Here is a 16,620-nt window from a genome sequence, read left to right as displayed (position 1 = left end):
CTTTTTTCGAAAATCGCTATCATTAGACATGGTATAATAGTATTAGTTTGTGGACGAAAAGTGCCATCGATTAAAAAAGGTTGGGGTGAGAAATAATGCATACAATAATGGTCGGACTTAATTATAAAACAGCCCCTGTCGAAATACGTGAAAAATTAACTTTTGATTCGGAAAGCCTTGTACAAGCAATGGAGGAATTAAAAGGGAAAAAAAGTATTCTAGAAAATATTATTGTCTCTACTTGTAATCGGACAGAAATATATGCTGTTGTCGACCAACTGCATACAGGACGCTACTATATTAAAGACTTCCTTTCCAAATGGTTTGGAATCGACAAAGAAGAATTTACGCCATATTTAAATATTTTTGAAAATGAAGGTGCTGTTGAGCATCTTTTCCAGGTGACATGTGGGTTAAACTCAATGGTTGTTGGTGAAACGCAAATACTAGGACAAGTACGTTCGAGTTTTTTAACTGCACAAGAGAAACGAACTTCCGGCACTGTTTTTAATCATCTTTTTAAGCAGTCCATTACATTAGCAAAACGTGCACATTCTGAAACTGAAATTGGTTCAAATGCTGTTTCAGTCAGTTATGCAGCTGTAGAACTTGCTAAGAAAATCTTTGGTGATCTCTCGAATAAAAATGTTCTCATCATGGGTGCTGGAAAAATGGGCGAGTTAGCTGTACAAAACCTACACGGTTCAGGTGTAGGTAAAGTAACCGTTATGAACCGTACGTATGAAAAAGCACAGAACTTGGCTGAGAAATTCCAAGGTGAAGCAAAAGCAATGGAAGAACTTCAATGTGCCTTAATTGATGCTGACATCTTAATCAGCTCTACAGGTGCAAAAGGCTATATTATAACAAAAGACATGATGCAGGATGTAGAACGACTTAGAAAAGGTCGTCCACTGTTTATGGTTGATATAGCTGTGCCTAGGGATTTAGACCCAGGGCTATCAGATTTAGAAAGTGTCTTTTTATATGATATTGATGATTTAGAAGGAATTGTAGAAGCCAATCTTCAAGAGCGAAAAGTAGCAGCAGAAGCTATCGAGCTTATGATTGAAGCAGAGATAGTTGAATTTAAAAATTGGCTAAACACGCTAGGTGTAGTTCCAGTGATTTCAGCTCTTCGCAATAAGGCATTAGCTATTCAAGCTGAAACAATGGAAAGTATAGAACGCAAAATGCCTAATCTAACTGAGCGTGAAAGAAAAGTTTTAAGTAAACATACGAAAAGTATCATTAATCAATTACTGAAAGACCCTATCTTACAAGCAAAAGAACTTGCTGCACAGCCGAATGCAGATGAATCACTAGCATTATTTATGAAAATTTTCGATATTGAGGATGCAGTTGTTTCTGAGCAACGGATGCAAAAGGAAAATAGTAAGATGAACATGGTATCAGTAAATAGACAGCAACCTTCTCTACAGTCATGATGAGGAGAAATTGAAATGGTAGAGATGAATGTAATGAGGTTACATGAGTTCACTGTAATTCTCTATGCCTTTAGTGTCCTACTTTATTTTATAGACTTTCTTCATAATAACCGGAAGGTAAATAAGTTTGCCTTCTGGTTACTTGCATTTGTATGGATCATTCAATCTATTTTTCTGCTAACAAGGGTGTTAAATACAGGCAGATTTCCAATTCTATCCATGGTGGAGGGGCTTTATTTTTATGCCTGGGTTTTAATAACCCTCTCACTTATATTAAACAAATTCTTGAGAGTGGACTTTATTGTTTTTTTTACAAACCTATTAGGATTCTTTATTATGGCGTTACATACATTTGCTCCAGGCCAGCATGGTTCTAGTGCAGTAGAAACTCAGCTGATTTCAGAACTCCTAATGATTCATATTACGATGGCCATTTTATCGTATGGGGCCTTTTCGTTATCGTTCGTTTTTTCGATTCTTTATCTGATTCAATACAATTTATTAAAACAGAAAAAATGGGGGAAAAGGGTACTTCGCCTAGATGACTTATCAAAGCTTGATCATATGGGGTATGTATTGAATCTTATTGGGGTGCCCATGCTTTTATTAGCACTTATTTTAGGAGTTTTGTGGGCCTTTATAAAGGTCGAGAATTTCTATTTGTATGATGCAAAAGTATTAGGGTCCTTTTTTGTTTTAGTTATATATGCATGGTATCTTTATAAAAGAGTTGTTCAAAAGCTCCAAGGAAAGACAATTGCCTACTTAAATATAGGGGCATTTTTACTCTTACTAATTAATTTCTTTCTATTTGGAAGCTTGTCAAGTTTCCATTTCTGGCATACATAAGCCTACATTAACAGGAGGTACACGATGAGAAAAATTATTGTTGGTTCTCGTAGAAGTAAATTAGCAATTACACAGACAAACTGGGTTATTCAGCAACTAAAGAACCTAGGTGTTCCATATGAGTTTGAGGTAAAGGAAATTGTTACAAAAGGTGATAAAATCCTAGATGTTACTTTATCCAAAGTGGGTGGGAAAGGCCTCTTCGTGAAAGAAATTGAGCAAGCATTGTTTGATAAAGAAATTGATATGGCGGTACACAGTATGAAGGATATGCCTGCTGTCTTGCCTGAAGGACTTACTATTGGTTGTGTTCCAAAGCGTGAAGACCACCGAGATGTGATTATCTCGAAGGGCAATGTACCTTTTGAAGAGCTACCAAGTGGGGCAATCGTAGGAACTAGTAGCTTACGCAGAAGTTCACAGTTGCTAGCAAAGAGAGATGATATTGAAATTAAATGGATTCGTGGAAATATCGATACAAGACTCACGAAGCTAGAAAATGAAGATTATGATGCCATCGTATTAGCGGCTGCAGGGCTAAAACGTCTGGGGTGGTCTGACGATGTTGTATCAGAATTCGTTGAACCAGAAGTATGTTTACCAGCAGTAGGTCAGGGTGCGTTAGCAATCGAATGCCGTGAAGATGATGCAGAGATTCTTGAAGCTCTGTCAAAACTAAATGATGAATACACAGAAAAAACTGTAGCTGCAGAACGTGCTTTCCTTCACAAAATGGAAGGTGGTTGTCAGGTGCCGATTGCTGCTTATGCAACAATGTCTGACGATAAAGAAATTGCCTTAACAACGTTGGTTGGCTCACCTGATGGGAAAACAATTTATAAGGAACAAGTTTTTGGCGCTAATCCTATTGAAGTTGGTCATGACGCGGCAAAAAAATTATCTGACCTTGGCGCTAAGGAATTAATCGACAAAGTCAAAATGGAGCTCAATCAGTAATGGAGTGTGAACAACCTCTTCTGGGGAAATCTATCTTAAATACAAGAGGTAAAAAGCAAGCTGCGGAATTTTCTCGTAAAATAATTGCAGCTGGTGGAACTTCAATTGAAATTCCATTGCTAACGTTCCAAAAGTCAAACGAAACAGAAAAAATTGAGAAGACCATAGAAAACTTATCTACCTATGATTGGCTAATTTTTACAAGTAAAAACGGTGTTGATTACTTTTTTGATTTTTATAAGCAAGTAGTAGAAAAAGCGGGCCATGACATTCCTTTCCCTAAAATCGCAGTGGTTGGCTCAAAAACCAAAGAGGCTGTGGAGTCAAAAGGGATTAAGACTGAGTTAGTACCGGACGAATTTGTAGCAGAAGGATTGTTTGAAAGCCTTAGACCTTACGTGAAGCAAGGTGCCCGTTTTTTACTTGCTCGTGGAAATCTATCACGTTCTTTTTTAGTTGATGAACTAGTAAAGCATGATGCAGAAGCAACTGATTTAATTGTCTATGAGACGGTAGGTAATTCTCATGAAAAAGAGCGTTTAATCGAGCTATTAACGAATAGGCAAATCGATATTATCACCTTTACTAGTCCTTCAACTGTAAGGCAGTTTTATAAAATGGTCGAACATACTGAGTGGAGAGAATGGACGAGTAAGGTGCTATTTGCCTGTATTGGACCCGAAACATTGAAGGCAGCAAGGAACTTACATATTCCGATTCATATTTGTCCTACAACATATACAATTGATGATTTACTTATGGGTATCATTGATTATTTACAAGTGCAAGGAGGAGAATAATAGATGGAAAAATTACAATTTGCAAGACATAGAAGATTACGTCATACCGCAAACATTCGAGCGATGGTTCGTGAAACGCATTTACATACAGAAGATTTAATCTACCCATTGTTTATTGTAGAAGGCGAGAATAAAAAAGTAGAAGTTTCTTCGATGCCTGGTGTGTATAATATTTCATTAGATTTACTAGAGCAAGAGCTTGATGAGGTCGTTGCGTTAGGAATTAAATCAGTTATCTTATTCGGTGTACCACATGAGCATGAAAAAGATGAAACAGGTACAGGTGCTTTTCATGATCATGGAATCGTCCAAAAAGCAACTCGGTTAACAAAAGAAAAACATCCAGAATTGGTTGTTATCGCTGATACATGCCTGTGTGAATATACGTCCCATGGCCATTGTGGTGTAATTGAGAACGGTCAAATCCTTAATGATCCATCTCTTGAGCTATTAGCCAAGACAGCTGTAAGTCAAGCGCAAGCCGGCGCAGATATTATCGCGCCATCCAACATGATGGACGGTTTTGTGACAGCGATTCGCCATGGCTTAGATGAGGCTGGTTTTGAAAATATCCCAATTATGTCATACGCGGTTAAATATTCATCTGCATTCTATGGTCCATTCCGTGATGCAGCGGGGAGTGCGCCATCCTTTGGTGACCGTAAAACCTACCAAATGGATTATGGCAATCGCTTAGAGGCTTTACGTGAGGCGGAATCTGATATTGAAGAGGGCGCTGATTTCATAATTGTAAAGCCAGCATTGTCTTATTTAGATATCGTGCGCGATGTTAAAAATAATTTTAACGCACCAGTGGTTGCCTATAATGTAAGTGGCGAATATTCGATGATTAAAGCTGCAGCACAAAATGGCTGGATAAACGAGAAAGACATTGTTATGGAAATGCTAACTGGAATGAAGCGTGCAGGTGCTGATTTGATTATTACGTATCATTCAAAAGATGTGGCGCGCTGGTTGCGAGAAAAGAACTAACTAATAAGGGGGGGCCTGACCCCCACTGCATTAACGTATCGGGGGTCAGACCCCGCAAAAAGAAAGGGGTTACGATGATGAGAAGTTATGATAAGTCAAAAGCGGCATTTGCAGAGGCAGTAAAACTTATGCCAGGTGGAGTAAATAGCCCAGTTCGTGCTTTCAAATCTGTAAATATGGATCCGATCTTTATGGAGCGAGGGAAAGGCTCCAAAATATATGATATTGATGGAAATGAATACATAGATTACGTATTATCATGGGGACCTCTCATTCACGGTCATGCAAACGATCGAGTAGTAGAAGCACTCAAAAAAACAACTGAATTAGGAACGAGCTTCGGTGCCCCAACTTTAGCAGAAACTAAACTTGCAAAGCTTGTTATTGAAAGAGTACCATCAATCGAAATCGTACGTATGGTTAACTCTGGAACAGAAGCAACAATGAGTGCATTACGATTAGCTAGGGGTTATACAGGTCGTAGTAAAATCTTAAAATTTGAAGGGTGTTACCATGGTCATGGTGATTCACTATTAATTAAAGCGGGTTCAGGAGTAGCTACACTTGGTTTGCCTGATAGTCCAGGAGTTCCTGAAGGAATCGCTAAAAATACAATAACCGTACCTTATAATGATCTTGAGGCCGTAAAATTTGCTTTCGAACAATTTGGGGACGATATTGCTGGAGTAATCGTTGAACCGGTTGCTGGAAATATGGGTGTTGTACCTCCGCAACCAGGTTTCCTTGAAACTCTCCGTGAGATTACAACTCAAAATGGATCATTGCTTATTTTTGATGAGGTGATGACAGGATTCCGTGTGGATTATCATTGTGCGCAAGGTTACTTTGGTGTTACTCCTGATATCACATGCCTGGGCAAAGTTATCGGTGGTGGACTTCCTGTAGGTGCATATGGTGGACGCGCAGACATTATGGAACAAATCGCACCAGCTGGACCTATTTATCAAGCAGGTACACTTTCAGGGAATCCATTAGCAATGGCAGCAGGCTATGAGACTTTATCACAACTAACACCAGAAGACTACAAAGAATTCGGTAAGAAAGCGGATCGTTTAGAATCCGGACTTACAGAAGCGGCTAAGAAATACGATATCCCACATTGTATCAATCGTGCTGGATCTATGATTGGTTTCTTCTTTACGAACGAAAAGGTAACGAGCTATGACGTAGCAAAAACATCTAACTTAGAGTTCTTTGCAACCTATTATCGGGAAATGGCAAACGAGGGAGTATTCTTACCGCCATCCCAATTTGAAGGGTTATTCCTTTCAACTGCTCATACTGAAGAAGATATCGAGAAAACCATCCAAGCAGCTGAAAAAGCATTTTCAAAACTGAAGGGATAATTTGAACGCTGGACTCGTTCCCGTTCTCGAGGGAAAGTAGAGTTATAAGGAAACGCAAGAACTCGAATCGTGCCCGTTTCCTAAGAGAACTTAAATAAATAATTAACTTAGGCAGACTCAGAATCATCTGGGTCTGCCTTATTTATTTTAAGAAAGTATCATAAATGGCTAGAAATTATCATAAAAATTGTAATGTCATAGTAAATCTGTATAGAAGGGGACTGAAAGGAGGAGTAGCCGTGTCATCTGAAAACTTACGATTTTCAGTAGAGGAATCAGTCTGGTTTCAAAAGGGACAGGAAGTCTCAGAGCTCATTTCAATATCACTTGATCCAGATATTGTGATTCAAGAGCATGACCAATATGTGTCCATTCGTGGTGCATTACAGCTAACAGGTGAATATCGAATAGATGAAAACAGTTCTGAAGAGGAAGAGCGTGATTTTGCCTCGGTTCGACTTGTGAATGAGGTGCTTACACGTGAAGATGGGATAAGTGAACTTAACCATCGATTCCCTGTCGATATTACAATTCCACAAAACCGTGTACAAAGCTTGGATGATGTGTATGTTTCGATTGAAACATTTGACTATGAAATTCCAAAACGTGGTTGTTTGAAAGTAGTTGCTGATTTAGCTATTAGCGGTATCCAAGGTGTCAATCAAGCACCTAAAGAGGAAGAAGAGGCTATAAGACAAGAAGAAGAACAAGCCCCTGTCGTAGCCAAACAACCAGCTGAAGAAGAGCTGGAGCCTATCAGAAACAGTTCAGAAGAAGAGAAGATTGTTCCTATTGTTGATGAACAACCAGTTACAGAGGAACTGGAACTAGTAAGAAGCAGTTCTTTTGATGAAGATGATGAGGTTAGTGTTTCTGAGGAAATCGTTGCGGAAAAACGCGACAACCAAGAAGAAGTAGTACTGCAAAGCAATGAGGAAGTAGTACTACATAATGAGGAACAGGAAGAAGTAGTTGCCCTTAGCGAACAGCAAGAAGATGAGGATGCTGATTTATTTGTTCCGTTTGAAGTAGAGGCTAGAAAAGAAGCTTATCAGGAAAAAGAGGATGAGTTGGAGGTTGTTGAAGCGATTTTGGAGGAAGAAGAGGTTCAGACTGTCCTCACACCTTCAATTGAAGTGAAAGCAAGACACGACAACCAATTATCCTTTGGTTCCGATCAGAATAACAAGAAAAGCTCAACAGCACTAAGGGAAAAAGAAGCCCTAAATGAAAATAAAGAAGAGCAAGCAGAGGAATCTGTTAAACGAAGTGAAAATGACTTATTACTCACCAAAATATTTGGTAGAGATGAAGTTGATGATCATACGACAATGAAGATTTGTATCGTTCAACATGGTGATTCACTAGAAAAAATCTCAGAACGATATGAAATTACAGTACAGCAGTTAGTACGTGTAAATTCTTTAAATACAGATTCCGTTTCCGAAGGACAGCTTTTATATATACCTGTACATGCGAATAACTAGAAACGAAAGTAGGGTGAGGAGAACCTCGCCCTGTTTTCTTTAAATCTGTCGTAGAAAGTGAGTGATGGCCCAATGAATAAAGAAGACATGAGTAGAATCGGGCCCATCTTGAAAAAATACAATCTACAGCCCATTTCCTTTGAACAACTTGGGAAAGTAACGAAAGTAGTGACGAACAAAGGTATTTTTGCGTTGAAATCTATTTCGTCTAAAATAAATCCATCCTTTCCAACATACCTTCAACAATTATTCCAACAGGGCTTTTCAAGGGCAGTCCCCATCTTCCCAACGATTGAAGGAAAATACCTTGTCTTTTATAATCAGAAATTCCATTACCTTATGCCGTGGCTTAAGAGCGATCCTCCTGAGCACCGTGGGGATTACTATCATACCTTTATTAAAGAAGTTGCTAGGATCCACCTAACTACGGTGAGGAAACAGCCAATAAATGAAAAAGAAATTACAGCCCATTATGAAGAAGTTATTAAAAGATGGGAAGAACGCAGTCAATTTTTAGAAAACTTCGTTGATAAGGCAGAGCAAAAATGGTATATGTCCCCATTTGAACTCCAGTTTTGTACGTATTTTTATGAAACTAGTCTTGCTTCCTCATTTGCACGAAGACAAATGGATAAATGGTATGAATTGATTGTGGAAAAGAAGGATTACCGTACTGCATTAACTCTAAATAATTTATCGCATACGCACTTTTTATTTGATGAGAATGGTAGAGGCTATCTATCAAATTTTGAAAAGGCAGGGTTTGGAAATCCTACCAATGACTTAGTAAGTATTTATTATCACAATCTTAAAACGTATCCAACTCTTTGTACAGATTGTCTTGAATGGTTTGAAACCTATCATGGTCGTTTTCCACTCCGGGAAGAGGAGTTCCATCTCTTTTTAAGTTATTTATCTTTTCCAGAACCTATCTATCGATGTGTACGTAATTATATCGAACATAAGGAAAAGAGAACTGAACGTGAGCATGTCCAGAGGTTACAACGAGCCTATTGGTTAACGAAGAATATTGAATTTGTAGCCGTCAAACTTTTGGAAGCTGAAGAAAAAAGAAAAGAAGAAACAGAAGAAGAATCCCATACAGAATAATGTGTGGGATTCTCTTTTGTATTTGGCCCTTGAGTTCCTACTGAAAGTTGTTAAATCCAATCTAAGTTAAAGGCAACGGCCAGTAAAATTAAAATCGCTAAAAAAAGTACATCAAATGTCGTTGGCAGAAAGATGGTTCGAACAGCTTGAACAATGGTGATAGGAATAATGAATTGGTGACAAACATCTCTACATTGCCTCAACCAAGGAGGATAAGAATATTTTCTAAAACGACGTCCTTTCATGCTGATCTCTCCCTTCGTGAAATCCTATAACTAAAATATGCTTAGAAACCCCGAATAGTTCCTTAACCTATATTGAAAAAATTTGTAACAAAACGTAACAGAGAGAATAAAGTATTAAAAACTTGGCTACCCTTATTGACAATACCTATTGAAATGCTACAAAATAAGTAGTAAAATTCTTTAAAGAACTAAATTAAGGTTTATTAAATAAATAATTATACATACGATGAGAGGGAAGAGTACATCAGTAAACACCTTCAGAGAGAGAAATCAGTAGCTGTGAGATTTCTTAGGAACGTTACGATGGAAGGTCGCCCTTAAGTAGCTTTTATGAAATATCGAGTAGTAAAAGCCGGTGAAAAGCCGTTATCTTTACTTGAGAGCATAGATTGTTTTTTATCTATGAAAAAAGGTGGTACCGCGAATAAACTCCATTCGTCCTTTTAGTAGGATGAGTGGAGTTTTTTGTATTCAGCCAAAGCTGAATAAACAAGGCTTATAAGTTTTGAAGGAGGAAATTAAAATGGAAGCGAATGAAAAGACGTTATCAACAAAGTATGATCCCCAAGCAATTGAAGCGGGACGTTATCAATATTGGTTGGATGGTAAATTTTTTGAAGCAAAAGATGATGCTGAGAAAAAGCCTTACACGATTGTAATTCCACCGCCAAACGTAACAGGTAAGCTACACCTAGGGCATGCGTGGGACACAACTCTACAAGATATCCTTACTCGTATGAAAAGAATGCAGGGCTATGATGTGTTGTGGTTACCTGGAATGGACCATGCTGGTATCGCTACACAAGCAAAAGTTGAGGCAAAGTTACGCGAAGAAGGAAAATCACGATATGACTTAGGGCGAGAAAAATTCGTTGAAGAAACATGGAAGTGGAAAGAAGAATATGCGAGCCATATTCGTGAGCAATGGTCTAAGCTTGGACTTGGGTTAGATTATTCAAGAGAACGATTTACTCTTGATGAAGGTCTTTCAAAAGCAGTAAGAGAGGTATTTGTTACACTTTATAATAAGGGACTTATCTATCGTGGAGAGTATATTATCAACTGGGACCCAGCAACAAAAACGGCATTATCTGATATTGAGGTAATCTATAAGGATGTTCAAGGTGCATTTTATCATATGCGCTATCCATTAGCAGATGGTTCAGGTCATATCGAAATTGCCACAACTAGACCTGAAACAATGCTTGGTGATACGGCAATCGCTGTTCATCCAGAAGATGATCGCTTCAAGCATTTAATTGGTAAGACTGTTATTCTCCCAATCGTAGGCAGAGAAATCCCGATTGTTGGAGATGATTATGTAGATATGGAATTTGGATCCGGAGCCGTTAAAATTACACCTGCTCATGATCCAAATGACTTCGAGGTTGGAAATCGACACAACCTAGAGCGTGTGTTAGTCATGAATGAAGATGGAACAATGAATGCAAAAGCAGGTAAATACCAAGGTATGGATCGCTTTGAATGCAGAAAACAAATTGTGAAAGACCTTCAAGACGAAGGTGTTCTCTTTAAAATTGAAGACCATCTTCATTCAGTTGGACATAGTGAACGTAGCGGGGCAGTAGTTGAACCATACCTATCTACTCAATGGTTCGTTAAAATGCAGCCTTTAGCTGATGAAGCGATTAAGCTCCAATCACAAGAAGAAAAGGTTAATTTTGTACCAGACCGATTTGAAAAAACATACTTACGTTGGATGGAAAACATTCGTGATTGGTGTATTTCACGTCAATTATGGTGGGGACACAGAATACCAGCTTGGTATCATAAAGAAACAGGTGAGGTATATGTTGGTCACGAGGAACCAGCAGACGCTGAGAATTGGGAACAGGATAATGATGTATTAGATACATGGTTTAGTTCTGCATTATGGCCATTCTCCACAATGGGCTGGCCAAATACGGAAGAGGCTGATTTTAAACGTTATTATCCTACAGATGCTCTTGTAACTGGTTATGATATCATTTTCTTCTGGGTATCACGGATGATATTCCAAGGTCTAGAGTTCACTGGTAAGAGACCATTTAAGGATGTATTAATACATGGACTTGTTCGTGCAGAAGATGGTAGAAAAATGAGTAAATCATTAGGAAATGGAATTGACCCAATGGATGTTATCGCACAGTATGGTGCAGATTCTTTACGTTATTTCCTTTCAACCGGTAGTTCACCAGGTCAAGACTTACGCTTTAGTATGGAGAAGGTTGAATCAACCTGGAACTTTGCAAACAAGATTTGGAATGCATCACGTTTTGCGATGATGAATATGGGCGATCTAAAGGTTGAAGATATTGACCTAAGTAGTGAAAAATCTGTAGCTGATAAATGGATTTTAACTCGCCTTAATGAAACAATCGATTCCGTAACAAAACTTGCTGATAAATATGAATTTGGTGAAGTTGGAAGAGTTTTATATAACTTCATTTGGGATGACTTCTGTGATTGGTATATTGAAATGGCGAAGCTTCCATTGTACGGAGATGATGAACAGGCTAAGAAAACAACAAGGTCTATACTCGCCTATGTACTAGACAACACAATGAGGTTATTACATCCATTCATGCCGTTTATTACCGAGGAAATATGGCAAAACCTGCCACATTATGGCGAATCCATTACGATTGCAAAATGGCCAGAAGTTAATCGTGACTTAACGGATGATCAAGCTGCACAAGAAATGCGCCTGTTAGTGGATATTATTCGTTCTGTTCGTAATATCCGTGCAGAGGTTAATACGCCGATGAGTAAACAAATCAAACTTTACATTAAAGCTAAGGATGAATCCATTCTTTCACAATTAGAAAAGAATCGTTCATACTTAGAAAGATTTTGTAATCCAAGTGAGTTAGTGATTTCTACTGAAGTTACTTCAACTGAAAAAGCAATGACTTCTGTAGTGACAGGTGCAGAATTATTCCTTCCACTCGAAGGACTTATCAACATCGATGAAGAAATCAAGCGTCTAGAAAAAGAACTAGATAAACTTGATAAAGAGGTTGAACGTGTGCAGAAGAAACTTGGCAACGAAGGCTTTGTAAAGAAGGCCCCTCAAAAAGTAATCGAAGAAGAACGTGCAAAAGAACAAGATTATCTTGAAAAACGTGAAACAGTCCGTACAAGGATTGCTGAACTAAAAGGTTAAAGGAATAAAGGCGAATCTATCTCTAGGTTCGTCTTTCCTTCATTTAAAAAGAATATGTGGAGGAACTCATATGATACAGACGTATGAAGAGGCCCTTTCGTGGATACATGGTAGATTAAGACTTGGCATGAAACCCGGGCTTGCTCGAATGGAATGGATGATGGAACGCCTAGAACATCCAGAAAAAAAGATAAAAGCGATTCACGTAGCTGGAACAAATGGTAAAGGTTCGACCGTCAGTTATATACGAAATATGTTACAAGAAGCAGGGTATACGATTGGTACATTTACCTCACCTTATATTGAGACCTTTAACGAGCGAATAAGTGTTAACGGAACTCCTATACCTAACGATGAAATCGTCTCCCTCTTGCAAGTAATAAAGCCATTGGCCGAAGAGTTGGAGGATACTGAACTTGGTGGGCCAACTGAATTTGAAGTTATTACAGCAATGGCTCTTTATTATTTTGGAGAAAACCCTGAAATTGATTTTGTGATTATGGAAGTGGGATTAGGAGGAAGACTTGATTCAACGAATGTAATTAACCCTCTGGTCTCCATTATCACGAGTATTGGTTTTGACCATATGAGCATACTTGGTGATACATTGGAGGAAATTGCAGGAGAGAAAGCTGGGATTATTAAGCAGGGCGTCCCAGTTGTAACAGCTGTTGATCAAGAAGCGGCAATTGAGGTTATTCGAAACAAAGCCAATGAAACAGAGAGCCCTTTTTATCAATCGGAGCAGGATTTCATTATCCTCAATCACCACTCAGATAATGGGGAAGTATTCACACTGAAAACACAGAATAAAATGTTTAACAATCTCTCAATAACCATGAAGGGTGCTCATCAAGTAAGGAATGCGAGCTTAGCAGTAATGACAGTCCACCTTCTACAATCAAGTGGCATCGTACAATTAGTTGATAGCGAACTAGCAGCGGGGTTAACTAAATCAAAATGGATTGGGCGTTTTGAAGAAGTATTGAACGACCCACTCGTCATTCTAGATGGAGCACATAATCCAGAAGGAATAAAAAGCCTAGTGGAAACAATAAGGACTCATCTTAATAATAAAGAAATTCATATTATATTCAGTGCGTTAAGCGATAAAAAGCTAAACACAATGATTAGTCAACTTGAAGAAGTTGCTAAATCCTTAACCTTCACTAGCTTTGACTACCCGAGAGCGGCGAGCACTAGAGAGCTATATGAAAATTCATCTGCAGGCGAAAATATCGTAACAAACGATAGCTGGCAGGAAGCAGTGGAAAGCGGGATTGATTCTGTATCCTCGAAAGAGAATGCTGCGTTGGTTATAACTGGATCACTTTATTTTATTTCTGAGGTTAGACAATTTATCTTACAAGAATCGAACTGTAATTCTACAATTGAATAGAGTCTCAAAAATGTGAGATAGATAAAGAAGACGATTGAGTCTTCTTTTTTTATGACAAAAGATTACGTGTTTCAACATTTTCTTTGTATTTGTATGATATACAAAATATAATGGTGCTAAAGAACTAAAAAAATGCTAGAACGGAGGATGAGAATGAAAAGTCAAGAGGGCTTAACGTTGATTGAAATTTTGGCAAGCATAGTCATTCTCTCCATCATTATTCTAGTTACGGCAAATTTCTTTGTACAGGGCTCAAAATTTTCGAGAGTATCAGATGAAAAGTTTTCAGATATACAAATCGCAAGAGATATTCTTTCTGTATATCAAACAAAAGATAGTAGTGAACTCTTTTTAAGAATTGGAAATCCTCGAACTGAAATTAACATCATAGATGAATTACAGGTTGAGTCTGATCAACAGTCATATTATCAGGGGCGAAAGGCTTTCGTTGCATTCAGAGAACATCCCGACCCTCGAATTAAGACAGACGTAGTCGTAATTGAGGTAGTTGTACAATCAAATACCAGTGGGATTAAAAATGAAACTGTATTGGAAGGGTATTCGAGATGAAATTAAATCAAAAGGGAATTACTCTTATCGAATTGTTGGCAGCACTCGCCATTGCAACCATCATTTTATCTTCTGTATATGGGTTTACAACAACGATGTTAAAGTCGAGTAATAAGACACAAGTGGATACAAATATAAGAAATGAAACGATTATCATTACAGAACGTTTAAATACTATATTTGAAAATGCAAATGTCGTTGAAGAAATTGAAACCTCTGAACCTGGAAATATTAGCTTTAAGATTATCGATTTTAACCGTATTATAAATGTCAATAACGAGTACGGTGTGAGCGTTAAAAATAATGCTCTGTCTATTGATACAGAGATAATAAACTCACCACGAGTAAAAATAACAAACCCAAATGCTACCGAAAAAAATAACTCTCTATACTTTTCGTTTGAAATAGTAGATAAGGATAATGTATCCAATTCAAAAAAAGTGAACCTTATCTATCCTTTGGAGGGTGAATAAATGAAAGTGATAAAAAACAATAGGGGTTATGCTTTATTGACAGTTTTATTAGTGTTTACCCTTCTAATAGTAGTCGGGACATTACTAATTGGGTTGGTTATTCAATCCCGGGAGAACATATCAGTTTCAGAAAGAAATGTGGAGTATCGAGTCGAAGCAGAGAATGCCGTAACAGAAGGTACTGCTATCCTAGAGTATGAGTTGGAAAATTTAAATTATAATATTGAAAATCATAACGTAGATGCAACCACAATCGTGTCAAGTCTCAATTCAATGTTGAATCGCTTAAAGAACGAACCTAATTTTGATCTAACGTATAAAGTAATTAAGAATGGTCAAAACGCAACACGTGCGATTCAGTACGAAATAGATATAACAAGTGATGTGAATAGCGGTAACAAGAAGTATACGAGGAAAATAGTACTATCAACTGTTGCGGATGTATTCAAGTATACAATCGTAACCCCAAGTAATTTAACACTTAACGGTTCACCTTATTTAAAAGGAGAAATATATGTAGGGGATAGTATACAATCACGTAATGAAGGAAAATATTCGAGCGGAACAACCTACTATGTTCCAACCTCTTATGCTGCAATAGACGGAGAACTAACAGTAAAGAAGGATTATAAGTACTGGGAAAGAAGGGAATCCTGTATCTTATTTTGGTGTTGGGATAATTCCGATTGGTCAACATTTACACCTAATGGTACAAACTTAAATAGGTATTTTTCAATTACACCCTCAGTGATTAACCGTGACTTAAATGTAAATGAATATTACTTTAATGTAGATCAAATTGTGGATTCCACTGCGAGCGAAGCTAATCGGAATAACACAAAGGCAAATTATATAAGAAATAATTTAGAAATTAGTTCTGGTACCAGAAGATATGTCGGGGACTTATATGTAAACGGTAATTTGATTGTTAGACCTAATGCTATTTTACAAGTTGTAGACGGCGATATTTATGTAAATGGTTCAGCTAGTCTAAGTGGTAGTTTGAAGTTGGAAAACGCTTCTAGAACTGACGACCGATACATTTATATAAAAGGCAATACGAGTCTCAATTGCGGGTATAGTTCAAATGATTGTAACAATGCTCCAGGAAATAGCTTCACTCTAGAAGGAATTATGTATACAAGTGGTAATTTAGTATCAAGAAACGATATAAACACGAATGGTACGATTTATACAAAACTAGGAGCTAATGTCCAAAACTTATCAAATGCAGCAGGCACTCTTGTGATAATGTCCCAAGGTTCAATTACACTTTCTAATAACAGTGAATGGACCAATACTCCTAAGGTAATTAATGCATTTCTCTATTCCAATGCGCTCTTAGAGATATATGGTGTTGGTTCAAATATTAAAATTCATGGTGGCTTGTTTGGCAACGAAATAATCTTGAATGCTGTAAAAGGTAGCTCAAAACAATCTATTCCAACCTTAAGGGACCCTGATTATAACCCGAATATACAGTATGACAGAGTAGGTGTGTATTATTTCCAAAGAGCTCAAACTTCTTTACCACCGACAAGTTCTAGACTTTCCGTAATTTTTAACAAAAACATCATTAAGGATCCTCCTAGCGGGATTCCAACTGTAGATAAAATTTCTTTTGAAATTGTCGATTCAAGATATGAGTAACTTATAGAGGCATGAGCCTCTATTTTTTTTATTTTTCTAAAAAGTACCTAGGATGCGACAATATTTTTTAAAATGCTACAAAATATCCATTATTCCTTCTTTAGTA

At 37.6% G+C, this 16,620-nt stretch carries 14 protein-coding genes and 1 other annotated feature; of the genes, 13 read left to right on the top strand and 1 reads right to left on the bottom strand.

What is annotated here, in order from left to right; genetic code table 11:
• Positions 1-95 precede the first annotated feature (95 nt).
• From hemA to ysxE, 8 genes are all read left to right on the top strand, one after another.
• On the top strand, positions 96-1,448 hold the full coding sequence (gene hemA, locus CZ490_RS11220; RefSeq protein WP_077618980.1) for a glutamyl-tRNA reductase: 1,353 nt from the start codon (positions 96-98) through the stop codon (positions 1,446-1,448).
• A gap of 15 nt (positions 1,449-1,463) precedes the next feature.
• A complete protein-coding gene (locus CZ490_RS11215) occupies positions 1,464-2,297 on the top strand; it encodes a cytochrome C assembly family protein (protein WP_077618979.1) in 834 nt (277 codons plus the stop codon).
• Positions 2,298-2,321: 24 nt separating this feature from the next.
• Entirely contained in the window at positions 2,322-3,254 is a 933-nt protein-coding gene (hemC, locus tag CZ490_RS11210) for a hydroxymethylbilane synthase (protein ID WP_077618978.1), read from the top strand.
• Positions 3,254-4,054: a uroporphyrinogen-III synthase gene (locus CZ490_RS11205; protein ID WP_077618977.1), complete on the top strand. Its 801-nt coding sequence runs from the start codon at positions 3,254-3,256 to the stop codon at positions 4,052-4,054. The genes hemC and CZ490_RS11205 overlap by 1 nt, the downstream gene beginning before the upstream one ends.
• A 3-nt stretch (positions 4,055-4,057) precedes the next feature.
• A complete protein-coding gene (hemB, locus tag CZ490_RS11200; protein ID WP_077618976.1) occupies positions 4,058-5,047 on the top strand; it encodes a porphobilinogen synthase in 990 nt (329 codons plus the stop codon).
• A gap of 77 nt (positions 5,048-5,124) precedes the next feature.
• Positions 5,125-6,414 (top strand): glutamate-1-semialdehyde 2,1-aminomutase, encoded by a 1,290-nt coding sequence (gene hemL, locus CZ490_RS11195; protein ID WP_077618975.1) that lies wholly within the window; start codon positions 5,125-5,127, stop codon positions 6,412-6,414.
• Positions 6,415-6,653: 239 nt separating this feature from the next.
• Entirely contained in the window at positions 6,654-7,901 is a 1,248-nt protein-coding gene (gene spoVID / locus CZ490_RS11190) for a stage VI sporulation protein D (protein WP_159439947.1), read from the top strand.
• A gap of 87 nt (positions 7,902-7,988) precedes the next feature.
• The gene (ysxE, locus tag CZ490_RS11185) at positions 7,989-9,011 is read left to right on the top strand and encodes a spore coat protein YsxE (RefSeq protein ID WP_159439946.1); all 1,023 of its coding nucleotides are present in this window, start codon (positions 7,989-7,991) and stop codon (positions 9,009-9,011) included.
• 50 nt (positions 9,012-9,061) lie between these two features.
• On the opposite strand, the gene CZ490_RS11180 is transcribed toward ysxE, so the two are convergent.
• Positions 9,062-9,256, bottom strand: a complete 195-nt coding sequence (locus CZ490_RS11180) for a hypothetical protein (protein WP_077618972.1) — start codon at positions 9,254-9,256, stop codon at positions 9,062-9,064.
• A 217-nt stretch (positions 9,257-9,473) separates the two neighbouring features.
• Positions 9,474-9,702, top strand: a binding site (T-box leader).
• A 77-nt stretch (positions 9,703-9,779) separates the two neighbouring features.
• Here CZ490_RS11180 and CZ490_RS11175 point away from each other — a divergent pair.
• From CZ490_RS11175 to CZ490_RS11155, 5 genes are all read left to right on the top strand, one after another.
• Positions 9,780-12,422 carry a valine--tRNA ligase gene (locus CZ490_RS11175; RefSeq protein ID WP_077618971.1) on the top strand — a complete coding sequence of 881 codons (2,643 nt, stop codon included), beginning with the start codon at positions 9,780-9,782 and terminating at the stop codon, positions 12,420-12,422.
• Between the two features lie 70 nt (positions 12,423-12,492).
• On the top strand, positions 12,493-13,821 hold the full coding sequence (locus CZ490_RS11170) for a bifunctional folylpolyglutamate synthase/dihydrofolate synthase (RefSeq protein WP_077618970.1): 1,329 nt from the start codon (positions 12,493-12,495) through the stop codon (positions 13,819-13,821).
• 153 nt (positions 13,822-13,974) lie between these two features.
• A complete protein-coding gene (locus CZ490_RS11165; protein WP_159439945.1) occupies positions 13,975-14,391 on the top strand; it encodes a prepilin-type N-terminal cleavage/methylation domain-containing protein in 417 nt (138 codons plus the stop codon).
• Complete coding sequence (locus CZ490_RS11160; RefSeq protein ID WP_077618968.1) at positions 14,388-14,864, top strand: prepilin-type N-terminal cleavage/methylation domain-containing protein; 477 nt, start codon at positions 14,388-14,390, stop codon at positions 14,862-14,864. The genes CZ490_RS11165 and CZ490_RS11160 overlap by 4 nt, the downstream gene beginning before the upstream one ends.
• The gene (locus CZ490_RS11155; protein ID WP_077618967.1) at positions 14,865-16,514 is read left to right on the top strand and encodes a hypothetical protein; all 1,650 of its coding nucleotides are present in this window, start codon (positions 14,865-14,867) and stop codon (positions 16,512-16,514) included. It begins immediately after the preceding gene.
• Positions 16,515-16,620: the final 106 nt, after the last annotated feature.

Source organism: Litchfieldia sinesaloumensis, assembly GCF_900156865.1.
In the GTDB taxonomy this organism is placed as follows: Bacteria; Bacillota; Bacilli; order Bacillales; family Bacillaceae_L; genus Ferdinandcohnia; species Ferdinandcohnia sinesaloumensis.
The sequence above is the reverse complement of the archived record's forward strand: the minus strand, read 5'-3'. Positions and strand labels throughout refer to the sequence as shown.